The organism is Streptomyces sp. NPDC031418 (assembly GCF_055581605.1).
Genome location: NZ_JBVIJC010000009.1, coordinates 285,581 through 309,941 on the forward strand (window position 1 = coordinate 285,581; position 24,361 = coordinate 309,941).

Consider the following 24,361-nt stretch of genomic DNA (forward strand, 5'->3'; position numbering starts at 1 on the left):
TCAGGGCCTCAGAGGTGAGGAGGGGTCAGCGGAGCCGGGCGAAGCCGTAGTCGAGGAGCTTCGTGGCGTCCTTCGCGCGCTGCGCGTACGAGGAGGAGGCCAGGACGGTTCCGATGACGGTCTTGCCGTGGCGGGTGGCGGCGAAGACCAGGCAGGCGCCGGCCTCGGGGCCGGAGCCGGTCTTCACACCGATGGTGCCGCTGTAGCTGGACAGCAGCGTGTTGGTGTTGGTCCACGGGGTCATGGTGCGGGTGCTGCCCGTCCTGGTGACCGTGTGGGCCGTGTAGGACTTGGTCTTGACGATCGTGCGGAACGTGGCGTTCTTCATCGCGCTGCTGGCGATGGTCGTCAGGTCGCGCGGGGTGGAGTAGTTGTTGCCGTTGCCGATGCCGTCGAAGGAGTCGAAGTGGGTGTTCTTCAGCTTCAGGCTCTTGGCGGCCGAGTTCATCTTGCCGATGAAGTTGGAGACGCGCGCGGCCCGGGTCTTGCCGGAGCCGAACGTGTCGGCGAGGGCGTAGGCGGCGTCGCAGCCGGACGGCAGCATCAGGCCGTAGAGCAGCTGGCGGACGGTGACCCGGTCGCCGACGATCAGGTGGGCCTGGGAGGCCTGGTTCTTGACGACGTAGTCGCTGTACGCCTTCTGGATCGTCACCTTGGCGTTCAGGTTGAGGTTCGGCTGCGCGAGCACGACCTTGGCAGTCATGATCTTGGTCGTGGAGCCGGTGGAGCGCTTGGTGTCCGCAGCCTTGGTGTACAGCGTCCTGCCGGTGGCGTTGTTCATCACATAGCCGCCCTTGGCCACGATCGAGGGAGTCGTGACGGCCTGGGCGGGTGCAGCGGTGAGGGCACCGGTAGCGAGCAGGGCGCCGGTCGTCACGGCGGCGGCGGTTGCTCTGCGAAGGCGGGTGCCCTTGATGCCGGTAATCAAAGTAAAGTACCCCGATTGTCTGGAAAACCCCTGGAATGCGGCCCAGTTGAGGTGAAAGGAGCGGGGCCGCATATGTGTGACACGTAAGTAGCACAGAAGGTTGTGCGGTCGCTGCGGGCCGGTTTGGGCCACGTCCGCATGATGGACGGCGGCAGCGCTTGCGTACGTGTTGTATCTATGATGTGGACATGAACACGGCCGTTCAGCAGACCGCCCCCAAGACCCCTCAGCCCCTCAAGCAGCCGCCCGCCGCCGACCGCGTCTACGCCCATGTCAAGCACGGAGTGCTCGACCGTCGCTACGAGGGCGGGACGCTCCTCACCGAGGGGGAGCTGGCCGAGGCCGTCGGGGTCTCCCGTACGCCCGTCCGGGAGGCGCTGCTCCGGCTGGAGGCGGAGGGGCTGATCCGGCTCTACCCGAAGAAGGGCGCCCTGGTCCTGCCCGTCTCCGCGCAGGAGATCGCCGACGTGGTGGAGACCCGGCTGCTCGTGGAGGAGCACGCCGCCCGCAAGGCCGTACCCGCACCGCAGCGCCTGCTGGAGCGGCTGGCCGAGCTGCTGGAGCAGCAGAAGGCGCAGGCCGCCGCCGGTGACCTGGCCGCCGCCGCGGTGACCGACCGCTGCTTCCACGCCGAGATCGTCCGCAGCGGGGGCAACGAGATCCTGTCCCGCCTCTACGACCAGCTGCGCGACCGGCAGCTGCGGATGGGCGTCGCCGTCATGCACTCGCACCCCGACCGGGTCGCCAAGACGCTCGCCGAGCACGAGGAGATCCTCCAGGCGCTGCGCGCCGGGGACGCGGAGGCGGCCGTCGGAGTCGTGCACCGGCATGTGAGCTGGTTCTCGCACCTCGCGCGGGGTGAGGTCCGATGAGCACTCCGGCCAGGAACGCCACCCTTCCGGGTGATCCGCCGGGCGGCCGTCGTGCGCTCGCCGTGTGGTCCATAGGCGTCGCCGTCTACTTCGTCGCCGTCATCTTCCGTACGTCGCTGGGCGTGGCGGGGCTGGACGCGGCGGACCGCTTCCATGTCAACGCGTCCGCGCTGTCCACGTTCTCGATCCTCCAGCTGCTGGTCTACGCCGGCATGCAGATACCCGTCGGCCTGCTGGTGGACCGGCTGGGCACCAAGAAGGTGCTCAGCCTGGGGGCGGTGCTCTTCACGGCCGGGCAGCTGGGCTTCGCGTTCTCGCCGACGTACGGCACCGCGCTCGCCTCCCGGGCGCTGCTGGGCTGCGGAGACGCGATGACCTTCATCAGCGTGCTGCGGCTCGGCACCCGCTGGTTCCCGGCCCGGCGCGGGCCGCTGGTCGCCCAGTTCGCCGGGCTGGCCGGCATGGCGGGCAACCTGGTCTCCACCCTCGTCCTCGCCCGGCTGCTGCACGGCCTCGGATGGACGCCGGCGTTCGCGGGCAGCGCGCTCGCCGGGGCCGTCGTCCTGGTCCTGACGCTGCTGTTCCTCAAGGACCACCCCGAGGGGTACGCGCCCGAACCGTCGCCGCACCAGGGCTCGGCCTATGTGCGGCGGCAGATCGCCGCGGCATGGCGGGAACCGGGGACCCGGCTCGGACTGTGGGTGCACTTCACCACCCAGTTCCCGGCGATGGTGTTCCTGCTGCTGTGGGGGCTGCCGTTCCTGGTCCAGGCGCAGGGGCTCAGCCGGGCCACCGCGGGTGAGCTGCTCACCCTGGTCGTGCTCTCCAACATGGTGATCGGGCTCGTCTACGGCCAGATCGTCGCCCGGCACCATGCGGCGCGGCTGCCGCTGGCGCTGGGCACCGTGGGGGTGACCGCGCTGCTGTGGGCGGCGACGCTGGCCTATCCCGCGGTGCACGCGCCGATGTGGCTGCTGGTGGTGTTGTGCGTGGTGCTCGGGGCGTGCGGACCGGCCTCGATGCTCGGCTTCGACTTCGCCCGGCCGGCCAATCCGCCCGAGCGGCAGGGCACCGCGTCCGGGATCACCAACATGGGCGGTTTCGTCGCCTCGATGACGACGTTGTTCGCGGTCGGGGTACTGCTGGACGCGACCGGGGACGACTACACCGTGGCGTTCAGCGCCGTGTTCGTGCTCCAGGCGCTGGGGGTCTCGCAGATCCTGCGGTTGCGGGGGCGGGCGGCTCGCCGGGAGCGGGAGCGGTTGGTCGCCAGCCGGGTGGAGACGGTGCATGTGCCTGCGTAGCCGCACGGTGCATGTGCCTGCGTAGCCGCCCGGGGCCGGTGGGGGACGAGCTGGGGGCTGTCGCCCCCAGATCCCGTTCCGCCCTCAGCGGCGGGATGGCCCGCGGCTAGCGCCGATGCGCGCCTACGGCGTCACCGCGAAGTTGCGCAGGATCGCCGAGGCCAGGTCCTGGTCGCCCTCCGTCTTGATGCGGTCGGCGGCAGCCTCCGGGGTCACCCGGCCGCAGGCCAGGCGGACATAGGTCTCCCAGTCGAGGGCGAGCGCGGCCACCGGGCCCAGGGCGGGGGCCGTCTCCAGGGTGCCGCGGCCCTGGATGTCGACGCGGACGGTGCGCAGGAACTCGATGGGGCCGTGCACGTCGAAGACGATCGCCGAGCTGCGCGGCGCGTTCGCGTCCTTGGCGACGACCTTCGGGAGCGCTTCGAGGAGGACGTCCCGGGCGATGTGCGCGCCCGGCGAGTCGAGGTTGCCGGGGCGGCCGAGGGCGGTGCGCAGGTCCTGTTCGTGGACCCAGACGTCGAAGGCGCGGGCGCGGTAGGCCTGTTCGACGGTGATCTCCGTGCCCAGCGGGCCGCGCACCAGGGCGTCGGGGGCGCGGTTCTCGTTGCGCAGCTGGCGGTTGCGGCGGATGACCGTGTACTCCAGCTCCGCCGTCATCTCGGGCGCCGTGTGGTGGCGGCGGACGTCGACCTGCATCTCCATGTAGCGCTGGTGATCGGTGGCGACGTGGAAGAGGTCGCGGGGCAGCGCGTGGATCGGGCGGGGGTCGCCGAGCATCTCGCAGTCCAGGCCGATGACATGCGACACGATGTCCCGGACCGACCAGCCGGGACAGGGGGTCCGCCGGTTCCACTCGCCCTCGACCAGTGACTGCGCCATCTCGGATATCGCCTCGATCGAGTGCGACCAGGCGTCGGCGTAGGGCTGGAGGGTGGGATGCAGACTCACGGAACGGGACCCCTCGGCGGTCGGTACACGGGCAGGTTGTGGAGGCGTTGCCAGCGGGCGGCGGCTGCACTTCGGCGGGCGTCTTGAGAGTCCCCCAGGTTCTCGGCTGAGCTCGAACAGGGAGTGCCCCCCAAGTTACGCTGCTGGCAGGCACCCCGGCAGTGCTTTCGTGTGACGATCGTAGGCCCGTGTGGACGGGTCGAATGCCAGGACGGTGGTAGTGTGCGCGCCTCTCTGATCCAGATCGCCGTGGACGAGGGCGAATCGGTCGCCTCACGCAGACAGCGCGTTGCCGCGCTGGTGCGGCAGCAGGCCGGTGCCGACCTCGTGGTGCTGCCCGAGCTGTGGACCACCGGCGCCTTCGCCTTCGAGGAGTTCGGCCGGGAGGCCGAGCCGCTGGAAGGGCCGACGTACGAGGCGATGGCCAAGGCGGCGAGCGACGCGGGCGTGTGGCTGCACGCCGGGTCCGTCCCGGAGCTGGACGCGCGCGGAACGCTCTACAACACCTCCCTCGTCTTCTCCCCCACCGGGGAACTGGCCGCCGCCTACCGCAAGATCCACCGCTTCGGCTTCGACAAGGGCGAGGCGGTGCTGATGGGCGCCGGGCGGGACCTGGTGACGGTACGGCTGCCGGAGACCACGGTCGGCCTGGCCACCTGCTACGACCTCCGTTTCCCCGAACTCTTCCGCGGACTCGTCGACGCCGGCGCCGAACTGCTGGTGCTCCCGGCGGGCTGGCCCGAGCGGCGGCGCGCGCACTGGACGCTGCTGGCTCAGGCGCGGGCGGTGGAGAACCAGGCGTTCGTGCTCGCCTGTGGAACGGCCGGGACGCATGCGGGAGTTCCGCAGGCGGGTCACTCGATCGTGGTGGATCCGTGGGGCGAGGTGCTCGCCGAGGCGGGGCACGACGAGGAGGTCCTCACCGTCGACCTCGACACCGCGAAGGTCGCGGCCACCCGCGAGCAGTTCCCGGCGCTGAAGGACCGTGTGCTGGGCCTGGAGCGGCCCGCGCGGTGACCTTGCCGGGGCGGGGGCGCGGCGATGCCGGGGCGCGAGGGGAGCCTCTCCGACGCCGGCACCGCTGTCCCCGCGGGCCTCAGTCCTCCCCGTGTTCCGCCCGCTCGCCCCGTTCCTCGCGTTCCTTCTGCGCCAGGTGGATCACGCACACCGCCACCGCGATGAGCAGCGCCGGGTCCGCGTCGTCCCGCACGATGTCGACGCCGTAGGTGTCCCGCACGCGCAGGAAGCGGCGCGAGACCACGGCGAGCAGCTCACCGTCGTACTCGATGGCGAACTCGTGATCCAGGATCCTGCCGCTGACGTCCAGTTCGGTGCCGTCGGCCAGGGCCACCCGGTAGTGGTTGCGCAGCAGCGACAGCCGTTTGCGTTTGATGGTGGCCAGGCCCTCGCCGTCCCGCTCGATCACCATGGTGTCGCGCAGCGCCAGCATCTTCTGGTGGATGTCGATCAGCACGCGGCCCTGGGCGTCCTTCAGCTCGAAGGTGTCCCGCAGCCGCATGGCCTTGCCGTCGACGAGGTAGACCTTCCGGCCGTGCTCGTCCTCGATCCAGTAGTCGTCACCGATGCCGAGCAGCCGGTCTCGTACGAGGAGTCTCATGCGGGTACCGTTCCCCGCCGCGCGGCGATCATCACGGGCGCATGGGGGCGAACCGCCCGCGGTGGTCCGGCCACACCCTTCCTGACCAGGTCCGGGGGAGTTTTCCACAGGCGGTGAGCGGGGTGTCGGCGGCGGGTGGCACCCTTGGAGCCATGACCGACTCCGCACCCCGACGCGCCCGTGTCCGCGCCCCCGAGCTGATCGGCAAGGGCGGCTGGCTGAACACGGGAGACACCCAGTACACCCTGGCCGACCTGCGCGGACGCATCGTCGTCCTGGACTTCTGGACCTTCTGCTGCATCAACTGCCTGCACGTCCTGGACGAGTTGCGCGAGCTGGAGGAGAAGCACCGGGACACGGTGGTGGTCATCGGCGTGCACTCCCCGAAGTTCGTGCACGAGGCCGAACACCAGGCGGTCGTGGACGCGGTGGAGCGGTACGGCGTCGAGCACCCGGTGCTGGACGACCCGGAGCTGGCCACCTGGAAGCAGTACGCGGTGCGGGCGTGGCCGACCCTCGTCGTGATCGACCCCGAGGGGTACGTGGTCGCGCAGCACGCCGGCGAGGGCCATGCGCACGCCATCGAGCGGCTGGTCGAGGAGCTGGAGGCGGAGCACGAGGCGAAGGGCACCCTGCGCCGCGGCGACGGCCCCTATGTGTCGCCGGAGCCGGAGCCGACCACCCTGCGCTTCCCGGGCAAGGCACTCCTCCTGCCGAGTGGGAACCTCCTGGTCAGCGACACCACCCGGCACCAGCTGGTGGAGCTGGCCGAGGACGCCGAGACCGTCGTACGGCGCATCGGCAGCGGAGTGCGCGGGTTCACCGACGGCGACGCCGGGCAGGCCGCCTTCAACGAGCCGCAGGGCCTCGCCCTGCTGGACGACGGCTCCGTGGCGGTCGCCGACACCGTCAACCACGCGCTGCGCCGCCTCGACCTCGCCACGGGTGCGGTGACCACCCTGGCCGGCACCGGGCGGCAGTGGTGGCAGGGCTCGGCCACCTCGGGCCCGGCCCGCGAGGTCGACCTGTCCTCCCCGTGGGACGTGGCGGTCTTCGGCGGCAAGGTGTGGATGGCGATGGCCGGCGTTCACCAGCTGTGGACGTACGACCCGGTGGACGGGACCGTCGCCGTGGCGGCCGGCACCACCAACGAGGGCCTGGTGGACGGCCCCGGCGCCGAGGCCTGGTTCGCCCAGCCCTCCGGGCTCGCCGCCACCGCCGACCGGCTGTGGCTCGCGGACTCCGAGACCAGCGCCCTGCGCTGGGTGGACCTCGACGGGCAGGTGCACACCGCCGTCGGCACTGGCCTGTTCGACTTCGGCCACCGGGACGGCGCCGCCGGACAGGCGCTGTTCCAGCACCCGCTGGGCGTCACCGCGCTGCCCGACGGCTCGGTCGCGGTCGCCGACACCTACAACCACGCCCTGCGCCGGTACGACCCGGCCACCGGCGAGGTCACCACCCTCGCCACGGATCTGCGCGAGCCCAGTGACGCCGTGCTCGTCGGCGCGGACATCGTCGTGGTGGAGTCGGCCCGGCACCGGCTGACCCGGCTGCGGTTGCCCGAGGAGGCGGTGCGGGTGGAGTCGGTCGCCCATCGCACCCAGCGCGCGGCGACCGAGGTGGCCCCCGGCAGCCTCCGGCTGGACGTCATCTTCCAGGCGCCGGCCGGGCAGAAGCTGGACACCCGCTACGGCCCGTCGACCCGGCTGCTGGTCTCCTCGACCCCGCCCGAGCTGCTCCTCAAGGGCGCGGGTGCGGAGGCGGATCTCTCCCGTGAGCTGGAGCTGAACCCGGCCGTCACGGAGGGTGTCCTGCATGTCTCGGCGATGGCCGCGTCCTGCGACGACGACCCTGCCAACGAATATCCCGCCTGCCATGTGCACCAGCAGGACTGGGGTGTTCCGGTCCGCCTCACCGAGGGCGGGGCGGACCGCCTGCCGCTCGTCCTGGCGGGGATGGACGAGCAGGAGGCGGCGCCTCAGACGCCGTAGCCGTCGCGGTAGCCCTCGGTGTAGCCGTCGACGTGGTGGTGCGGCTTCTCCTCCACCACCGGCGTCGGCGGCATCACGATCCGCCGGCGCCGCGCGATACCGCTGAACGTGGCGACGCCGATCAGGCCCACGGCCATCAGGATGACCCCGACGACCGGCAGGTTGACGCCGCGCATGTGCCAGTCGGTCGCGAACGTCAGGATGGCTCCCGCGGCGATGAGGATGATGCATCCGCCGAGCCCCATGAGAATTCGCCTCCCCTTCCGGTTCCGGACTCTCCGGTCCCGTCCGGGTACCCGCCCAGCCCGCTCCTAGGCCGGAACCGGCCCAGGAGCAGGCTCGGCACCTAGCCCGCGAGGAAGGCCGTCAGGGCGTTCGCCAGCAGGAACGGGTCGTCGGCGCCGCACAGTTCGCGTGTGCTGTGCATGGAGAGGATCGGCACGCCGATGTCCACCGTGCGGATGCCGTGCCGCGCCGCGGTGATCGGACCGATGGTGGTGCCGCACGGCATGGAGTTGTTGGACACGAAGGACTGCACGGGCACGCCCGCCTTCTCGCAGGCGGCGGTGAACAGCGCGGCGCCGGAACCGTCCGTGGCGTAGCGGTTGTTGACGTTGACCTTCAGGATCGGACCGCCGTTGAGCCGCGGGTGGTGCGTCGGGTCGTGCCGCTCCGCGTAGTTGGGGTGGACGGCGTGTCCGGTGTCGGAGGACAGGCAGACCGTGCCGGCGAAGGCGCGGGCCCGGTCCTCGTACGAGCCGCCGCGCGCGAAGACCGAGCGCTCCAGCACGGTGCCGAGCAGCGGGCCGTCCGCGCCGGTGTCCGACTGGGATCCGGTCTCCTCGTGGTCGAAGGCGGCGAGCACGGGGATGTGGGTGAGCGGGACGCCGGAGGTCGCGACGGCGGCCAGGGCGGCGACGCCGGCGTGCACCGACAGCAGGTTGTCCATGCGCGGGCCGGCGAGCAGCTCCCGGTCCCGGCCCAGGTAGGCCGGCGGCTCCACCGGGTGCAGCATCAGGTCCCAGCCGGCCACCGAGCCGGCCGCGAGCCCGGCCTCCTCCTCCAGGAAGGCGATCAGGTCGCCGTCGAGCGATTCGCCGAGGCCCCACACCGGCTGCATATGGCGCTGCTTGTCGAGCTTGAGCCCGTCGTTGCTGACGTTGCGGTCCAGGTGGATGGCGAGCTGGGGCACGCGCAGCAGCGGGCGGTCCACGTTCACCAGGGCCGTGGAGCCGTCGCGCAGGGTCAGCCGGCCGGCCAGGCCCAGGTCCCGGTCGAGCCAGGAGTTCATCAGCGGACCGCCGTACAGCTCCACGGCGAGCTGGCGCCAGCCGTGCGCGCCGCTGTCCGGGCGGGGCTTGACCCGCAGGCTGGGGGAGTCGGTGTGGGCGCCGGCGATGTGGAAGGGCGTGTGCGGCTCGGCGCCCTCGGGGACGTACCAGGCCACGATCGTGCCGCCGCGCAGCAGGTACGTGCCGCCGACCGAGCCGTCCCAGGCCTCGGTCTCGGCGACCTGCCGGAAGCCCGCCTTCTCCAGCCGCGCGGCGGTGTTCGCCACGGCGTGGTACGGCGTCGGGCTCGCCGCCAGGAAGGACATGAGGTCGTCGGTGTGGCCGCGGTCGAAGCGGAGGGGTGCGCTCATGGGATTCACCTTAACGACGGACACGGGCCCGCTCCCGGGAAGGGAGCGGGCCCGTGCGGGAAACGACGGGGCGTCCGGAGGGGCTAGAACGCGGCCTCGTCCAGCTCCATCAGGTCCAGGTCCACGTCGGCGGCGACCTTGCGGGCGAGCGTGACGCCCGGCAGGACGTTCGCCGCGAAGAACTTCGCCGCGGCGATCTTGCCGGTGTAGAAGGCCTTGTCCTTGGCGGAGGCCGTGGCCAGCTTCTCGGCGGCGATCGCGGCGCCCTTGAGCAGCAGGTAGCCGATGACCACGTCGCCGGAGGCCATCAGCAGGCGGGTGGTGTTCAGGCCCACCTTGTAGATGTTCTTGGTGTCCTGCTCGGTGGCGGCGAGGTCGGTCAGCATCAGGCCGACGATCGCCTCCAGCTCCACGGCGGCCTTGGCCAGGTGCTCACGGGCGCCGGCCAGCTCCTCGCCGCCGGTGCCGAGCGCCAGGAACTTCTTGATGTCCTCGGCGAGGGAGTTCAGCGCGGCGCCCTGGTTGCGGACGATCTTCCGGAAGAAGAAGTCCTGGCCCTGGATCGCGGTGGTGCCCTCGTACAGGGTGTCGATCTTGGAGTCCCGGATGTACTGCTCGATCGGGTACTCCTGGAGGAAGCCGGAGCCGCCGAAGGTCTGGAGCGACTGGGCGAGCTGCTCGTAGCCCTTCTCGGAGCCGTAGCCCTTCACGATCGGCAGGAGCAGGTCGTTCAGCGCGTGGTCGGCGGAGGCGTCCTCGCCGTTCGTCTCCTTGATCTGGATGGCGTCCTGGACCGAGGCGGTGTACAGCACCAGGGCGCGCATGCCCTCCGCGTACGCCTTCTGCGTCATCAGCGAGCGGCGCACGTCGGGGTGGTGGGTGATGGTGACCTTGGGCGCGGTCTTGTCCATGAAGTTGGCCAGGTCCTGGCCCTGGACGCGCTCCTTGGCGTACTCGAGCGCGTTCAGGTAGCCCGTGGACAGCGTGGAGATCGCCTTCGTGCCGACCATCATGCGGGCGAACTCGATGATGCGGAACATCTGGCGGATGCCGTCGTGCTTGTCGCCGACGAGCCAGCCCTTGGCGGGGTGCTTGTCGCCGAAGGTCATCTCGCAGGTGTTGGAGGCCTTCAGGCCCATCTTGTGCTCGACGTTGGTGGCGTAGGCGCCGTTGCGCTCGCCCAGCTCGCCGGTCTCGAAGTCGAAGAGGTACTTCGGCACCATGAAGAGGGACAGGCCCTTGGTGCCGGGGCCGGCGCCCTCGGGGCGCGCGAGCACGTAGTGGATGATGTTCTCGGACATGTCGTGCTCACCCGAGGTGATGAAGCGCTTCACGCCCTCGATGTGCCAGGAGCCGTCCTCCTGCTGGATCGCCTTGGTACGGCCGGCGCCGACGTCCGAGCCGGCGTCGGGCTCGGTCAGCACCATGGTGGCGCCCCACTGCTTCTCCGAGGCGATCTTGGCGATCTTCTTCTGGACCTCGTTGCCCTCCTCGAAGAGGATGCCGGCGAACGCCGGGCCGCAGGAGTACATCCACACGGCCGGGTTGGCGCCCAGGATCAGCTCGGCGTAGGCCCAGATCAGGGAGCGCGGGGAGGTGGTGCCGCCGATCTCCTCGGGCAGGCCGAGCCGCCAGTACTCGGAGTCCATGAAGGCCTGGTAGCTCTTCTTGAAGGACGCCGGGATGGGCGCGGTGTTGGTCTCCGGGTCGAAGACCGGCGGGTTGCGGTCGGCGTCGGCGAAGGACTCGGCCAGCTCGTTCTCCGAGAGGCGGGTCATCTCCTCCAGGATGCTCTTCGCGGTGTCGACGTCCATCTCCTCGAACGGGCCGGTGCCGTACACCTTGTCGCGCCCCAGTACCTCGAAGAGGTTGAACTCGATGTCGCGGAGATTCGACTTGTAGTGCCCCATGGCAACGGCTCCGTAGAGGGATCGGCGAGGCACTGACTCCTCGCACCTAGTTCACGTACCAACAAGTAGCTACGATGATGCTACCCGTCGGTAATAAGAGGCAACCCCTTTCCGCCGAAGTGTGAGCAGGGTCTACCCGGCCGCGCCCGTGAGCAGGGCTGTCCGCCGGTCGGTCGTCGCGTCCAATACCGGTCGGTCGCCTGGGTTTCGGCGAGGGTCCGCAGGATGGGAGCGCCCGACGCCCCGCCCCCGCGCCTCGGTACGCTTGCGCCCATGTACGGCTACGACCAGAACGTGGGTGCCCAGCAGCAGTACGCCCCGCCCCAGCAGCCGATGGCCGGCGGATACGGGCAGCAGCCGCCGCTGTACCCCGAGCCGTCCCCGCCCTCCCTCGCCGACGCGGTGCGCGCCTTCACCACCGGGCAGATGTCCGCCGAGGACTTCCAACAGATCTTCGCCACGTCGAAGGTGTACTGCCCGCGCGGCGACACCCCCGGCTTCCTGGCCCTGCACAACACCCAGCAGCCGGTGATCCCGATGTTCACCTCGCTCAAGGAGTTGCGCCGGTACGCGGGCAAGGAGTCCAAGTACTTCGTGATCACGGGGGCGGAGGTGATCGACCTCCTCCCCACCGGCTACGGCTTCGTCCTGGACATGGAGGGTGAGCACCGGATCGTGTTCGACGCGAAGGCGGTCGAGCAGATGGTCGACTTCGCGATGCGCCGGATGTACGGCGGCGGCTGAGCCGTCGGCGCGCAGGAGTGGAGCCCGGAGGGAATGCCCTCCGGGCTCTCTGTGTTGTGGGTGGCAGAAAGTTCAATGCTCAACTAAAGTGGGCGCACAAGGAGGTACCGACCATGCCTGCAGTGACCGTCGAGAACCCGTTGACGCTGCCCCGCGTGACCGCATCCGCCGACGCCGTGGCACGTCCCGTGCTCGCCGTGACGACGGCTCCGAGCGGTTTCGAGGGCGAGGGCTTCCCGGTGCGCCGGGCGTTCGCCGGGATCAACTACCGCTACCTCGACCCGTTCATCATGATGGACCAGATGGGCGAGGTGGAATACGCGCCGGGCGAGCCCAAGGGCACCCCCTGGCATCCGCACCGCGGCTTCGAGACCGTCACCTACATCATCGACGGCACCTTCGACCACCAGGACAGCAACGGCGGTGGCGGCACCATCACCAACGGCGACACCCAGTGGATGACGGCCGGCTCCGGCCTGCTGCACATCGAGGCGCCGCCGGAGTCCCTGGTCGTGTCCGGCGGTCTCTTCCACGGCCTCCAGCTGTGGGTGAACCTGCCCGCCAAGGACAAGATGATGGCGCCGCGCTACCAGGACATCCGGGGCGGCCAGGTACAGCTCCTGACCTCGCCGGACGGCGGCGCGCTGCTCCGCGTCATCGCCGGTGAGCTGGACGGCCACGCGGGTCCGGGCATCACCCACACCCCGATCACGATGATCCACGCGACCCTCGCGCCGGGTGCGGAGATCACCCTGCCCTGGCGGGAGGACTTCAACGCCCTGGCCTACGTCCTCGCGGGCCGCGGCAGCGTGGGTGCCGACCGGCGTCCGATCCATCTCGGGCAGACCGCGGTGTTCGGCAACGGCGGCTCGCTGACCGTCCGCGCGGACGAGAAGCAGGACTCCCACACCCCCGACCTGGAGGTGGTCCTGCTCGGCGGCCGGCCCATCCGTGAGCCCATGGCCCACTACGGCCCGTTCGTCATGAACACCAAGGACGAGCTGATGCAGGCCTTCGAGGACTTCCAGAAGGGCCGCCTCGGCACCGTCCCCGCGGTCCACGGGATGACGCCGAACGGTCCGCAGGACTGACCCACAGGGATTGACCCACAGGGCTGACCCGGGCGCACCCACCCGGCGGATCCGCGCAGGACACCTTCCCGGTGCCCGTGATCCGCTGGGTGGGTGCCGCTGCTTCCCGACCCCCTGCGCCGGCTCGCCGCCTGGTGCGCCGTGCTGCTGCTCCTGGCCGGTGTCGGCTGGGTGGCGGTCCGGCTGTGCGCGGAGTTGCGTACGGCCGTCACCTCGGTGCTGCTCGCCCTGCTCGGCACCGCGCTGCTCGGCCCGCTGCACCGGCGTCTGGTGCGGGCCGGGGTGCAGGCGTCGGTGGCGGCCGGGCTCACCTGTGTCGCGGTCGTGGCCGTCGTGGGCGGCGCGGTGTACATCGTCGTCGCCGCGCTCATCGACACCGGCGACCAGATCGTCGCCTCGCTGCGGGACGCCGCCAAGGGCGTCTCGCAGCACTTCGGGGCCGCCGGCTCCGGGCTGGACGACCTGGCCGCCAACTCGCGGCAGCTGCTGAGCAGGTTCGGCGGGACGGCTGCGTCCAACGTCATCAGCGGGGTGAGCGTCGTCGGCGAGGCCCTGGCGATGGCCGTGCTGGCGCTGCTGCTCGTCTTCTTCTTCCTGCGCGACGGGCACCGCGCTGTCGAGACGCTGCGGTCCGTCGCCCCCGGCGGCACCGCCGACACCGTGGAGGCCGTCGCGCGGCGGGCGTTCGCGGCGGTCGAGGGGTTCATGCGCGGTACGACCCTGATCGCGCTCATCGACGCCTTCTGCATCACCGTCGGCCTGCTGGTCCTCCAGGTGCCCGGGGCGGTCGGCCTCGGCGCGCTCGTCTTCGTCGGGGCCTACATCCCCTACCTGGGCGCGTTCGTCTCCGGCGCGGTGGCCGTGCTGGTCGCCCTCGCCGACCGCGGCTTCGTCATCGCGCTGTGGGTGCTCGGGGTGGTCCTCGCCGTACAGGTGCTGGAGGGGCATGTGCTCCAGCCGGCGATCCAGAGCCGGACCGTGCAGATGCATCCGGCGGTGGTCATGATCACGATCACCGCGGGGGCGTCCGTCGCCGGGGTCCTCGGCATGCTGCTCGCGGTCCCGCTGACCGCCGCCGCCTTCGCGGTCGTACAGGAGCTGCGGACGTACTACGCCTCCCGCCCCGAGCGATCGCCCGAGCCGTCCACGGAGACCGGGCCGTCCCCCGAGACCGGGCCGTCCACGGAGACCGGGCCGTCCGGGGACTCGTAGAGCTCGAACCAGATGCTCTTGCCCTCGCCCCGCGGGTTCACCCCCCAGCGCTCCGCGAGCAGTTCGATCAGCACCAGACCGCGGCCGGAGGAGGCCAGCTCGCCGGGGCGGCGCTTGTGCGGGAGGTCGTCGCCCGCGTCGGCGACCGTCACCCGCAGCCGGCGGCCGCCCCGCTCGCCGATGACCTCGGCGAGCAGCAGCGCGTCGCTGTCGGTGTGCACCAGCACGTTGGTGACCATCTCCGAGACCAGCAGCACCGCCGAGTCCACCTGGTCCGCCGAGGCCCAGTCGTGCAGCAGCTCGCGCAGCTGGCGGCGGGCCTCGGCGATCAGCTCCGGCGCGTCCTGCGCCACCGACAGCAGGGTGCGCCGCACCTGGGGCGCCGGGGCGGTCTTTGCCAGCCGGCTCAGCAGCACCAGCGCGATGTCGTCCTCGCGGCGGTCGGCCAGCGGGCCGGTGGTGTGGTGCGAGGACGGCCCGTGCACGCCCTGCACCAGCGCGTCGGCCAGCGACTCCGCGTCCCCCTGGTGCTCCTCCAGGATCGCCCGCAGCCGCCGCCAGCCGCTCTCCAGGTCGTGCCCGCCGGTCTCGAGCAGCCCGTCGGTGCAGAGCATCATCGTCTCGCCGGGTTCGAGGGCGAACCGGGTCGTCGGGTAGTCGGCGTCCGGGTCGACGCCCAGCGGCAGCCCGCCCGCCGTCGGCCGCATGATCACGGTGCCGTCGGCCATCCGGACCGCCGGGTCCGGGTGCCCGGCGCGGGCCAGCTCCAGCATCCCGGTCTCCGGGTCGGCCTCGACGTACAGGCAGGTGGCGAAGCGCGGCTCCGGCGGCTCCTGCCCGTCCGGGAAGCCGTCCGTGACATGGGTGTCGTGTGCGTCGTGCGTGATCCCGTGCAGAAAGCGGGAGGCGCGGGAGAGGACCGCGTCCGGGCGGTGGCCCTCGGCGGCGTAGGCGCGCAGGGCGATCCGGAGCTGGCCCATCAGCCCGGCCGCGCGCACGTCATGGCCCTGTACGTCCCCGATCACCAGCGCGAAGCGGCCGGAGGGCAGCGGGATCATGTCGTAGAAGTCGCCGCCGACCTGGAGCCCGCCGCCGGTCGGGATGTAGCGGGCGGCCACCCGCATGCCGGGGATCCCCGGGCCGAGCGAGGGCAGCATGGAGCGCTGGAGCCCCTCGGTCAGCGCCCGCTCGGACTCCTCGGCACCGGCCCGGGACAGCGCCTGGGCGAGCATCCGGGCGACCGTGGTCAGCACCGCGCGCTCGTCCGGGGTGAACGCCACCGGATAGGTGAAGGCCGCCATCCAGGCGCCCATGGTGCGCCCGGCCACCGTGAGCGGCAGGAACGCCCAGGACCGGCGGCCGAAGTGCTGGGCGAGCGGCCAGGCGACCGGGTAGCGGGCCTGGTACTCCTCGGGCGAGGACAGATACACCGCGCGGCCGGTCCGGGCCACCTCCGCCGCCGGATAGTCGGTGGTCAGCGACATGTTGGTGAAGGGACCCATGTCCCCGGCCCGGTGCCCGTGCTGGCCGGTGACGGTCAGCCGGTCGCCCTCCACGCCGAACACCACGAGCCCGTCCGGGGAGAACCCCGGCATGGACAGATTGCCCGCCACCCGCAGCACCTCGGCCGTGGACCGGGCCTCCGCCAGCGCCCGGCCCGCGTCCAGCAGGAACGCCTCCCGGGAGCGCCGCCAGTCACCGGTGACCGCGCTCCGCCCGGCCGCGGTGCCCGGCGTCGGTTCGGTGACCTCCTGGAGGGTGCCGATCAGCTCGTAGGCCCGGCGCTCGCGGTCGAAGGACGGCTTCGAGCGGCTGCGGACGACCCTCAGGACGGTGCCCTGCTCGTCCATGATCCGGACGCGCACCTCGGCGAGGGTGCCCTCGGCGACCGCCAGCTGCACCACCCCGGTGATCTCGTTCCAGTCGACCGGGTGCAGCCGGGCCCGGGTCTGGGCCTCGGTGAGGGTGTGCGGTTCCGCGGGCAGACCGAGCAGCCGCGCCGCCTCCGCGTCCACGGTGACCAGCCCGCTGGCCGTGTCCCAGTGCCACAGCCCGGTCGCGAGGGCGGCGAGGACGTCCTCGACCGAGGGGAGGGGCTCGCCAGTGCGCATTGCCCTACTTTAGGAAGATGTGATCCGAACGTGCCACCGTGCGGCCGGGAGAAAAGTGTGGGGAGCCGGGCTGGGGCCGCCCGGTACCCTTGATGGGTCCGGGCCCCGTGCCCGCCTCCCGCCGGTCCCCGGGACCCGGCAGGAGAGAACCCCACCACGAAGGACGATGAACGACGATGCATCGGTACAGGTCCCACACCTGCGGCCAGCTCCGCGCCTCTGACGTCGGTACCGACGTCCGGCTCAGTGGCTGGCTGCACAATCGGCGCGACCTGGGCGGCATCCTCTTCATCGATCTGCGCGACCACTACGGCATCACGCAGCTCGTGGCCCGCCCGGGCACCGCGGCCTACGAGGCCCTCGACAAGGTCTCCAAGGAGTCCACGGTCCGCGTCGACGGCCGCGTTGTTTCACGTGGAACCGAGAACGTGAACCCCGACCTGCCCACCGGCGAGATCGAGGTCGAGGTCGCCGAGGTCGAGCTGCTGGGCGCGGCCGGCCCGCTGCCCTTCACCATCAACACCGAGGACGGGGTCAACGAGGAGCGGCGCCTGGAGTACCGCTTCCTGGACCTGCGCCGCGAGCGCATGCACCGCAACATCATGCTGCGGACGGCGGTCATCTCGGCGATGCGCCACAAGATGACGGCGATGGGCTTCAACGAGATGGCGACGCCGATCCTGTCCGCCACCTCCCCCGAGGGCGCCCGTGACTTCGTGGTGCCCTCCCGCCTGAACCCGGGCAAGTTCTACGCCCTTCCGCAGGCCCCGCAGCAGTTCAAGCAGCTGCTGATGATCTCCGGCTTCGACCGCTACTTCCAGATCGCGCCCTGTTTCCGCGACGAGGACGCCCGCGCCGACCGCTCGCCGGGCGAGTTCTACCAGCTCGACATCGAGATGTCCTTCGTCGAACAGGAGGACATCTTCCAGCCCGTCGAGAAGCTGATGACGGAGCTGTTCGAGGAGTTCGGCGGCGGCCGCCACGTCACCTCGCCGTTCCCGCGCATCCCGTTCCGCGAGGCGATGCTGAAGTACGGCTCCGACAAGCCGGACCTGCGCGCCAAGCTGGAGCTGGTGGACATCACCGATGTCTTCGAGGGCTCGGAGTTCAAGGCGTTCGCCGGCAAGCACGTGCGTGCGCTGGCGGTGCCGGCGGTCCAGGACCAGCCGCGCAAGTTCTTCGACCAGCTCGGCGAGTTCGCGATCTCGCTCGGCGCCAAGGGCCTGGCCTGGGTCCGCGTCGGCGAGGACGGCGCCCTGACCGGCCCGATCGCGAAGTTCCTCACCGAGGACAACGTCGCCGAGCTGACCAAGCGGCTCTCCCTGGCCCCCGGCCACGCCGTCTTCTTCGGCGCGGGCGAGTTCGACGAGGTCTCCAAGATCATGGGCGCGGTCCGTGTCGAGGCCGCCAAGCGCGCCGGCCAGTTCGAGGACGGCGTCTTCCGGTTCTGCTGGATCGTCGACTTCCCGATGTACGAGAAGGACGAGGACACCGGCGCGATCGACTTCTCGCACAACCCCTTCTCCATGCCGCAGGGCGGCCTGGAGGCCCTGGAGAACCAGGACCCGCTGGACATCCTGGGCTGGCAGTACGACATCGTCTGCAACGGCGTCGAGCTGTCCTCCGGCGCGATCCGGAACCACGACCCGGAGATCATGCTCAAGGCCTTCGAGATCGCGGGCTACGACCGGGAGACCGTCGAGGAGAAGTTCGCCGGCATGCTGCGCGCCTTCCGCTTCGGCGCCCCGCCGCACGGTGGCATCGCGCCCGGCGTGGACCGCATCGTCATGCTCCTCGCCGACGAGCCGAACATCCGCGAGACCATCGCCTTCCCGCTCAACGGCAACGCCCAGGACCTGATGATGGGCGCGCCGACGGAGCTGGAGGAGGCCCGCCTGCGCGAGCTGCACCTCAGCATCCGCAAGCCGCAGCCGAAGTAAGGCACCGGCGCGACGAGAAGGGCTCGGAACCGGGACGGTTCCGAGCCCTTCTCGTCTGTCCGGGTGAGGCGTGCGCTGGTCAGGACAGGGTCGTGTACCCGCCCCAGCCCGTCGCGATCCGCGTACGGCCGCCGAACTGGTAGGTGAGGCCGCCGGAGGAGTTCAGGGTGAGCAGGTCGCCCCGGCCGTCCGGGCCGTCGGGGCTGCCGAAGTCGTGCCGGACCGCCGGACCGCGGCTCAGGAAGCCCTGCCCGGAGGCCACGGTGACCGCGGAGCCGGTGCCGGTGCCGGTCGCCTTCGGGGACCAGGTGAACGCGCCGTTCGGGAACGGCGTCCCGCCGGCGGTCCTGCCGTCCCGGTCCACCGGCACCCGGGACGGGGCCGCGCCCCCGGTGAACGTCCGGGTGGGCCGGTTGTTCTGCACCGCGGTGTACGTCAGGGACCAGGAGGTGACCGCCAAGTGAGCGGACTTCACCAGCCCTTGGTCGGCTCTTGACGTGCCGCCCTCAGTCCCCGTCCCCCGGCTCGGCCTCGGCGTCCGGGGACGCGCCGTCCTCCAGCAGCCGCTCGGCGATGTCGTCGGACCACGCCTGCGCCCAGGCCCGCACCGCCGCGACCTCCTCCTCGCTCAGGCCGTAGCGCCGGAAGTCGGCGTCGGCGTAGAAGTCGGTGCCGGTCAGCCGGGACTGGAGGGTGGGCAGATCGAGGGGGTCATGGGCGTGCCGGCGGCCCAGTTCCTCCAGGTCCGGCAGGGAGAACCGGGCGGCGGCGGCCCGGGCGTCGATCAGGTCGACCGCGGCACCCCGGTCGTACAGCGCGCGGATCTTGGTACCGACCGCGTCCTCCAGGGCCAGGGCCGGGCCGTACTCGGTGAGTTCGGGCGGCTGCCAGAAGGCCTCCTTGTGCAGGGCCAGGGCACAGATCTCACCGCTCGGCGGGTCGGTGACCGTCAGCTGGGCGGTGCGCGCGGTGCCGGTGCCGGCCCGCACCTGACGGCCCCGCGCCTCCAGGGCGGCGGTCACCGACTCGGCGATCCGGTCCATGGCCTCGGCGCTCTCCGTGGCGAAGTCGAGGTTGGCGTGCGGGCGCAGCAGCAGGCCGTGGGCCTGGAGGGCATAGCCGCCGGCGAGGACCAGACCGTACGCGCTGCCGGCCGTGACGACGTCCGCGAGGAGCCGCCGGTGGGGTTCGGGAAGGTTCACGGCACCCGTACTCTGCCAGAACCGGGCCCGCGGGCGGGCCACCCGCGCCGGATCGCGACCTCCGCCGGTTCGATCCGCGCGGTTCTCCCCCGGCGCGGCAACCTCTCCCGGCGCGGCGGCCACTGAGGGGCCGTAAGGCATGTCGCAAGGCATGTACGGCAGACCCGTAAGGAACCCCCCTCGTGGCAGCTCCCTCCCACCGCCGCTCCCGCCGCGGGCGGCGCACCCTCGCCGTGTCCGCCGCCGTCGTCGCCGCGGGCGTTGGCGCCGGTGTGTTCGTGCTGAACGCCCATGCGGACCCCGCCGACCTCTACCACCAGACGCTGCCCGCCAGGGACGGCTGGGCCGCGGCCGGCACGGGCACCACCGGCGGCGCGCAGGCCGACTCCGCGCACACCTTCACCGTCTCCACCCGGGCCCAGCTGGTGAAGGCGCTGGGCCCGGCGTCCGACACCACACCCCGGATCATCCGGATCAAGGGCACCATCGACGCCAACACCGACGACCACGGCACCAAGCTGACCTGCGCGGACTACGCGAAGGGCACCGGCTACTCGCTCCCCGCCTACCTCAAGGCCTACGACCCCGCCACCTACGGCCGCTCCAGGCTGCCCTCCGGCCCCCAGGAGACGGCGCGTGCCGCCGCCCAGCAGAGGCAGGCGCACAACGTCGTGTTCACGGTGCCCGCCCACACCACCGTCGTGGGCGTGCCCGGCACCAACGCGGGCATCCTGGGCGGCAGCCTGGCGCTGAAGGGCGTCGACAACGTCATCATCCGCAACCTGACCTTCTCCGCCGTCGAGGACTGCTTCCCGCAGTGGGACCCGACCGACGGCGACCAGGGCAACTGGAACTCGGAGTACGACGCGGTCACGCTGCGCGGCGCGACCCATGTCTGGGCGGACCACGACACGTTCACCGACGCACCGCACTACGACACGAGCGATCCCGCCTACTTCGGCCGCCAGTACCAGGTCCACGACGGCTCCCTCGACATCACCAAGGGCTCCGACCTGGTGACCGTCGAGCACAGCCGGTTCACCGACCACGACAAGACGATGCTGATCGGCGGCAGCGACACGGACAGCACCGGCAAGCTGCGCGTCTCCCTCCACCACAACGTGTGGAAGGGCATCGTGCAGCGGGCCCCGCTGGCCCGCCTCGGGCAGATCCACATCTACAACAACGTCTACGACACGAGGACCGTCGACGGCTACGCGCCCCTCTACAGCATCAACGCGCGCGCGAACGCCCAGGTCGTGGCGGAGAACAACTACTGGAAGGTGCCGTCCGGCGGCAAGGTCGCGAAGCTGCTCAGCGGCGACGGCACCGGCTCCCTTGCGGGCAGCGGCAACCTCGTCAACGGCAGGCTCACCGATCTGGTCGCCGTGTACAACGCCGCGTCCTCGAAGAAGATCAAGCCGACGGTGAACTGGAAGCCGGCGCTGACCGCGGGCCTGGAGCCCTCGGCGGCCGGCCTGCCGGCGGAGCTGGCGGCCACGACCGGCGCCGGGGTGCTGAACTAGCGTCGTACAACCGTGCGGGTCCCTGGCGGGTCTCCTCTGACACAGCGATGTGATCAAGAGGAAAAACAGGGGAACGGACGGTTACATGCGAAAAGTTCGCACAGTCGCGGCGCTCGCCACGGCCACGCTCGTCTCGGCGGGCAGCGTGGTGCTCGGCCTCGGCGGTCCCGCCGTCGCGGCCGGCACCACGGCCGAGGCGGCCTCCGCCGCCGGGAAGACGGCGGACTTCAACGGGGACGGCTACGGCGACCTGGCCGTCTCCGCGAACGGCTACATCACGGTGCTGTACGGAACGGCGACCGGCCTCACTCCCTCCCGCCACCAGATCCTCGGAAACGGCAGCACCAGCGGGTACGTCGACCTCGGCGGCTCGATGGCCAAGGGCGACCTGGACGGCGACGGCTACGACGATCTCGTAGCCGTCGGCTCCGGGGCCGTGCAGGCCTACTGGGGCGGCCCCACGGGCCTGTCCGCCCCCACCCGGCTCGGGATCACGCCCAGCTACTCCCCGAGCCCGGTCGTGGTGGCCGACTTCGACGGCGACGGCAGGAACGACCTGGTCACCGGCGTCTCCGACGTGGGCACCGAGCTGCTCCGGGGCCCCTTCACCCGGGACGGCGCGAGCGCCTCGAGCAGCATCGTCCACAACTGGCTCCACCCCTACTCCCTGGCGGCCGGAGACGTGAACGGTGACCATGTCGCCGATCTGCTGTCCGTGGGCAGGGGCGACGGCGGTGCCGCCGACGCCAGCCTGCTGCTCGGCTCCAAGAGCGGCTTCGGCCCCGTCAAGGACTTCGCCACCAAGGTCAACTCCGGCTCCATCGCGGACGTCGACGGCGACGGATACGGTGACGTGGTGCTGGGTGCCGGCCTGGAGGGCTACCAGCCGAAGGGCGTCGTGGGCGGCTCGATCCTCGTCGAGTACGGCAGCGCCGACGGGATCAGCACCACCCGCAAGCCGGTGCGCATCAGCCAGGACACCTCCGGTGTGCCCGGCGCCGGCGAGACGTACGACCGGTTCGGCTACAACCTCGACACCGGGGACGTCGACGGCGACGGCTACGCCGATGTGGCGATCGGTGTGGAGCAGGAGAGCGTCTCGGGAGTCAGCACCACCGGTGCGGTGACCGTGCTGCGCGGCTCCGCCAAGGGCCTGACCGGCGCCGGTGCGGTGTCCTGGCACCAGAACACCACCGGTGTGCCGGGCATGAACGAGCCGTACGACAGGTGGGGCCAGCAGGTCGCCTTCGCCGACATGAACGGCGACGGCCGCAGCGAACTCACCGTCGGCACGGAAGCCGAGAACCGCGACCAGGGCGCCCTCTGGTACTTCAGGTCGGGCAGCACCGGCCTGACCACCAACAGGTCCCTCTCCGTCGGCCCCAGGACGTTCGGCATGGAGCCCGTGCGCCGCTGGTTCGCGCGGACGGTGCTCAAGTAGGCGAGCGGTAGCGGCACGGGCAAGGCCCCGGCGCGCAGTGCGCCGGGGCCTTGCCCGTGCCGTCGTCCGTACCGGGGCTCAGGCGGGCTCGCCGCCGAAGCGCTCCTTGTACGACTCCAGGTCCTCATCGGTGATCTTCGCGAAGAGCACCGGCGGAACCGTGAACGGGGTGCCGGCCGGGACGGCGGCCAGGGCCTTCGCCTCGTCCTCGGTCACCCAGGCCGCGGTGTCGCCGGCCAGCGCGAACGCCGCGCGCATGGTCTTCGCCGTGGCCGGGATGAACGGCTCCGAGACCACCGCGTACAGGTGGATCAGGTTCATCGCCGTCCGCAGGGTGAGGGCGGCGCCGTCCTTGTCGGTCTTGATCTCCAGCCAGGGGGCCTTCTCCTCCAGGTAGGAGTTGCCGGCCGACCACAGGGCGCGCAGCGCGGCCGCGGCCTTGCGGAACTGGAGGGCCTCCATGTGCTCCTCGTACTCGCCGAGCAGCCGGGCGATCTCCTCGCCGAGACGGGCCTCCGCCGCGCCGGGCTCGCCGCCCGCCGGGACCTCGTCGCCGAACCGCTTGCGGCTGAAGGACAGCACGCGGTTGACGAAGTTGCCGAGGGTGTCGGCCAGGTCCTTGTTCACCGTGGCGGTGAAGTGCTCCCAGGTGAAGGACGAGTCGTCCGACTCGGGGGCGTTGGCGATCAGGAAGTAGCGCCAGTAGTCGGCCGGGAGGATGTCCAGGGCCTGGTCGGTGAAGACACCGCGCTTCTGCGAGGTGGAGAACTTCCCGCCGTAGTACGTCAGCCAGTTGAAGGCCTTGACGTAGTCGACCTTCTTCCACGGCTCGCGCACGCCCAGCTCGGTGGCCGGGAACATCACGGTGTGGAAGGGGACGTTGTCCTTCGCCATGAACTCGGTGTAGCGGACGGTGTCGTCCGCCTCGTACCACCACGACTTCCAGTCGCGGTTCCCCGGGTCCTGGTCGGCCCACTCCTTCGTCGCGCCGATGTACTCGATCGGGGCGTCGAACCAGACGTAGAAGACCTTGCCCTCGGCGGCCAGCTCCGGCCAGGTGTCGGCCGGGACCGGGACGCCCCAGTCCAGGTCGCGGGTGATGGCGCGGTCGTGCAGGCCCTCGTTCAGCCACTTGCGGGCGATGGAGGAGGCCAGCTGCGGCCAGTCCTCCTCGTGCCGGGCGACCCAGGCCTCGACCTCGTGCTGGAGCTTGGACTGGAGCAGGAAGAGGTGCTTGGTCTCCCGGACCTCCAGGTCGGTGGAGCCGGAGATCGCCGAGCGCGGGTCGATCAGGTCGGTCGGGTCCAGGACGCGGGTGCAGTTCTCGCACTGGTCGCCGCGGGCCTTGTCGTAGCCGCAGTGCGGGCAGGTGCCCTCGACGTACCGGTCCGGGAGGAAGCGGCCGTCGGCGGGCGAGTACACCTGCCGGATCGCCCGCTCCTCGATGAAGCCGTTCTCGTTCAGCTTGCGGGCGAAGTGCTGGGTGATCTCGCGGTTCTCCGCGGAGGAGCTGCGGCCGAAGTAGTCGAAGGCCAGCGCGAAGCCGTCGTAGACCGCCTTCTGCGCGTCGTGCGCCTGGGCGCAGAACTCGCTCACCGGCAGACCCCGCTCCTTGGCCGCCAGCTCGGCCGGGGTGCCGTGCTCGTCGGTGGCGCAGATGTAGAGGACGTCGTGGCCGCGCTGGCGGAGGTACCGGGAGTACACGTCCGCCGGGAGCATGGACCCCACCATGTTGCCCAGGTGCTTGATCCCGTTGATGTACGGAAGGGCGCTGGTGATGAGGTGTCGAGCCATCGGGGGCTGCTCCCAGGTCGCTGCGTGAGACGTACGAACCTTGAAATCGTAGCCGACGTGTGTATGCCGCCCGCTTCCCGTTTT

General features: G+C 71.1%; 20 protein-coding genes. 10 read left to right on the top strand and 10 right to left on the bottom strand.

All coding sequences use genetic code 11. The annotated features are described in order from the left end of the window. Positions 1-25 precede the first annotated feature (25 nt). On the bottom strand, positions 26-928 hold the full coding sequence (locus ACZ5CZ_RS15720; RefSeq protein ID WP_385841634.1) for a D-alanyl-D-alanine carboxypeptidase family protein: 903 nt from the start codon (positions 926-928) through the stop codon (positions 26-28). Between the two features lie 188 nt (positions 929-1,116). Between ACZ5CZ_RS15720 and ACZ5CZ_RS15725 the strand changes: the two genes are divergently transcribed. After that, positions 1,117-1,800 carry a GntR family transcriptional regulator gene (locus ACZ5CZ_RS15725; protein ID WP_385841635.1) on the top strand — a complete coding sequence of 228 codons (684 nt, stop codon included), beginning with the start codon at positions 1,117-1,119 and terminating at the stop codon, positions 1,798-1,800. Continuing rightward, positions 1,797-3,104 (top strand): MFS transporter, encoded by a 1,308-nt coding sequence (locus ACZ5CZ_RS15730; protein WP_385841636.1) that lies wholly within the window; start codon positions 1,797-1,799, stop codon positions 3,102-3,104. The genes ACZ5CZ_RS15725 and ACZ5CZ_RS15730 overlap by 4 nt, the downstream gene beginning before the upstream one ends. A gap of 123 nt (positions 3,105-3,227) precedes the next feature. On the opposite strand, the gene ACZ5CZ_RS15735 is transcribed toward ACZ5CZ_RS15730, so the two are convergent. Next, the gene (locus tag ACZ5CZ_RS15735; RefSeq protein ID WP_385841638.1) at positions 3,228-4,052 is read right to left on the bottom strand and encodes a maleylpyruvate isomerase family mycothiol-dependent enzyme; all 825 of its coding nucleotides are present in this window, start codon (positions 4,050-4,052) and stop codon (positions 3,228-3,230) included. A 222-nt stretch (positions 4,053-4,274) separates the two neighbouring features. Here ACZ5CZ_RS15735 and ACZ5CZ_RS15740 point away from each other — a divergent pair, with 222 nt between their 5' ends. Continuing rightward, complete coding sequence (locus ACZ5CZ_RS15740) at positions 4,275-5,069, top strand: carbon-nitrogen family hydrolase (protein ID WP_385841639.1); 795 nt, start codon at positions 4,275-4,277, stop codon at positions 5,067-5,069. A gap of 79 nt (positions 5,070-5,148) precedes the next feature. On the opposite strand, the gene ACZ5CZ_RS15745 is transcribed toward ACZ5CZ_RS15740, so the two are convergent. Further along, the gene (locus ACZ5CZ_RS15745) at positions 5,149-5,670 is read right to left on the bottom strand and encodes an LURP-one-related/scramblase family protein (RefSeq protein ID WP_467545846.1); all 522 of its coding nucleotides are present in this window, start codon (positions 5,668-5,670) and stop codon (positions 5,149-5,151) included. Positions 5,671-5,822: 152 nt separating this feature from the next. On the opposite strand from ACZ5CZ_RS15745, the gene ACZ5CZ_RS15750 reads away from it, so the two are divergent. Further along, positions 5,823-7,664, top strand: a complete 1,842-nt coding sequence (locus ACZ5CZ_RS15750; RefSeq protein WP_468943035.1) for a thioredoxin-like domain-containing protein — start codon at positions 5,823-5,825, stop codon at positions 7,662-7,664. Here the strand turns inward: ACZ5CZ_RS15750 and ACZ5CZ_RS15755 are convergent. The 3 genes from ACZ5CZ_RS15755 to ACZ5CZ_RS15765 form a co-directional block, all read right to left on the bottom strand. Continuing rightward, a complete protein-coding gene (locus ACZ5CZ_RS15755; protein WP_385841643.1) occupies positions 7,652-7,909 on the bottom strand; it encodes a hypothetical protein in 258 nt (85 codons plus the stop codon). The two genes, ACZ5CZ_RS15750 and ACZ5CZ_RS15755, sit on opposite strands and share 13 nt — an antisense overlap. Positions 7,910-8,010: 101 nt before the next feature. After that, positions 8,011-9,306 (bottom strand): M18 family aminopeptidase, encoded by a 1,296-nt coding sequence (locus tag ACZ5CZ_RS15760; protein WP_468943038.1) that lies wholly within the window; start codon positions 9,304-9,306, stop codon positions 8,011-8,013. A gap of 83 nt (positions 9,307-9,389) precedes the next feature. Further along, on the bottom strand, positions 9,390-11,216 hold the full coding sequence (locus tag ACZ5CZ_RS15765; protein ID WP_385841645.1) for an acyl-CoA dehydrogenase: 1,827 nt from the start codon (positions 11,214-11,216) through the stop codon (positions 9,390-9,392). A gap of 273 nt (positions 11,217-11,489) precedes the next feature. Here ACZ5CZ_RS15765 and ACZ5CZ_RS15770 point away from each other — a divergent pair, with 273 nt between their 5' ends. The 3 genes from ACZ5CZ_RS15770 to ACZ5CZ_RS15780 all read left to right on the top strand — a co-directional run bounded on the left by ACZ5CZ_RS15770 (position 11,490) and on the right by ACZ5CZ_RS15780 (position 14,263). Continuing rightward, positions 11,490-11,960, top strand: coding sequence for an SseB family protein (locus ACZ5CZ_RS15770; protein WP_385841646.1), 471 nt, complete (start codon positions 11,490-11,492; stop codon positions 11,958-11,960). Positions 11,961-12,073: 113 nt separating this feature from the next. Continuing rightward, positions 12,074-13,051, top strand: coding sequence for a pirin family protein (locus tag ACZ5CZ_RS15775; RefSeq protein WP_385841647.1), 978 nt, complete (start codon positions 12,074-12,076; stop codon positions 13,049-13,051). A gap of 93 nt (positions 13,052-13,144) precedes the next feature. Beyond that, complete coding sequence (locus ACZ5CZ_RS15780; RefSeq protein WP_468943042.1) at positions 13,145-14,263, top strand: AI-2E family transporter; 1,119 nt, start codon at positions 13,145-13,147, stop codon at positions 14,261-14,263. Here ACZ5CZ_RS15780 and ACZ5CZ_RS15785 read toward each other — a convergent pair. Next, positions 14,161-16,374 (bottom strand): SpoIIE family protein phosphatase, encoded by a 2,214-nt coding sequence (locus ACZ5CZ_RS15785; protein WP_468943045.1) that lies wholly within the window; start codon positions 16,372-16,374, stop codon positions 14,161-14,163. The two genes, ACZ5CZ_RS15780 and ACZ5CZ_RS15785, sit on opposite strands and share 103 nt — an antisense overlap. Before the next feature lie 176 nt (positions 16,375-16,550). On the opposite strand from ACZ5CZ_RS15785, the gene aspS reads away from it, so the two are divergent. Beyond that, positions 16,551-18,314, top strand: coding sequence for an aspartate--tRNA ligase (gene aspS / locus ACZ5CZ_RS15790; protein WP_385841651.1), 1,764 nt, complete (start codon positions 16,551-16,553; stop codon positions 18,312-18,314). Positions 18,315-18,393: 79 nt separating this feature from the next. Here aspS and ACZ5CZ_RS15795 read toward each other — a convergent pair whose 3' ends face one another. Together ACZ5CZ_RS15795 and ACZ5CZ_RS15800 are read right to left on the bottom strand one after the other, a co-directional pair. Then, a complete protein-coding gene (locus tag ACZ5CZ_RS15795) occupies positions 18,394-18,789 on the bottom strand; it encodes a hypothetical protein (RefSeq protein ID WP_468943048.1) in 396 nt (131 codons plus the stop codon). Positions 18,790-18,820: 31 nt separating this feature from the next. Then, entirely contained in the window at positions 18,821-19,516 is a 696-nt protein-coding gene (locus ACZ5CZ_RS15800) for a hypothetical protein (protein ID WP_468943050.1), read from the bottom strand. Between the two features lie 182 nt (positions 19,517-19,698). Here ACZ5CZ_RS15800 and ACZ5CZ_RS15805 point away from each other — a divergent pair, with 182 nt between their 5' ends. Both ACZ5CZ_RS15805 and ACZ5CZ_RS15810 read left to right on the top strand, forming a co-directional pair. Further along, positions 19,699-21,042: a pectate lyase family protein gene (locus tag ACZ5CZ_RS15805; protein WP_468943053.1), complete on the top strand. Its 1,344-nt coding sequence runs from the start codon at positions 19,699-19,701 to the stop codon at positions 21,040-21,042. A gap of 85 nt (positions 21,043-21,127) precedes the next feature. Continuing rightward, on the top strand, positions 21,128-22,483 hold the full coding sequence (locus ACZ5CZ_RS15810) for an FG-GAP and VCBS repeat-containing protein (protein ID WP_468943055.1): 1,356 nt from the start codon (positions 21,128-21,130) through the stop codon (positions 22,481-22,483). A gap of 78 nt (positions 22,484-22,561) precedes the next feature. On the opposite strand, the gene metG is transcribed toward ACZ5CZ_RS15810, so the two are convergent. Further along, entirely contained in the window at positions 22,562-24,277 is a 1,716-nt protein-coding gene (gene metG / locus ACZ5CZ_RS15815) for a methionine--tRNA ligase (RefSeq protein ID WP_385841656.1), read from the bottom strand. Positions 24,278-24,361: the final 84 nt, after the last annotated feature.

Bases quoted from the DNA above. Each gene is read 5' to 3' on its own strand.
- ACZ5CZ_RS15725 (WP_385841635.1), top strand. From the start codon at position 1,117: ATGAACACGGCCGTTCAGCAGACCGCCCCCAAGACCCCTCAGCCCCTC.
- ACZ5CZ_RS15730 (WP_385841636.1), top strand. From the start codon at position 1,797: ATGAGCACTCCGGCCAGGAACGCCACCCTTCCGGGTGATCCGCCGGGC.
- ACZ5CZ_RS15745 (WP_467545846.1), bottom strand. From the start codon at position 5,670: ATGAGACTCCTCGTACGAGACCGGCTGCTCGGCATCGGTGACGACTAC.
- ACZ5CZ_RS15750 (WP_468943035.1), top strand. From the start codon at position 5,823: ATGACCGACTCCGCACCCCGACGCGCCCGTGTCCGCGCCCCCGAGCTG.
- ACZ5CZ_RS15755 (WP_385841643.1), bottom strand. From the start codon at position 7,909: ATGGGGCTCGGCGGATGCATCATCCTCATCGCCGCGGGAGCCATCCTG.
- ACZ5CZ_RS15760 (WP_468943038.1), bottom strand. From the start codon at position 9,306: ATGAGCGCACCCCTCCGCTTCGACCGCGGCCACACCGACGACCTCATG.
- ACZ5CZ_RS15765 (WP_385841645.1), bottom strand. From the start codon at position 11,216: ATGGGGCACTACAAGTCGAATCTCCGCGACATCGAGTTCAACCTCTTC.
- ACZ5CZ_RS15770 (WP_385841646.1), top strand. From the start codon at position 11,490: ATGTACGGCTACGACCAGAACGTGGGTGCCCAGCAGCAGTACGCCCCG.
- ACZ5CZ_RS15775 (WP_385841647.1), top strand. From the start codon at position 12,074: ATGCCTGCAGTGACCGTCGAGAACCCGTTGACGCTGCCCCGCGTGACC.
- ACZ5CZ_RS15785 (WP_468943045.1), bottom strand. From the start codon at position 16,374: ATGCGCACTGGCGAGCCCCTCCCCTCGGTCGAGGACGTCCTCGCCGCC.
- aspS (WP_385841651.1), top strand. From the start codon at position 16,551: ATGCATCGGTACAGGTCCCACACCTGCGGCCAGCTCCGCGCCTCTGAC.
- ACZ5CZ_RS15810 (WP_468943055.1), top strand. From the start codon at position 21,128: ATGCGAAAAGTTCGCACAGTCGCGGCGCTCGCCACGGCCACGCTCGTC.
- metG (WP_385841656.1), bottom strand. From the start codon at position 24,277: ATGGCTCGACACCTCATCACCAGCGCCCTTCCGTACATCAACGGGATC.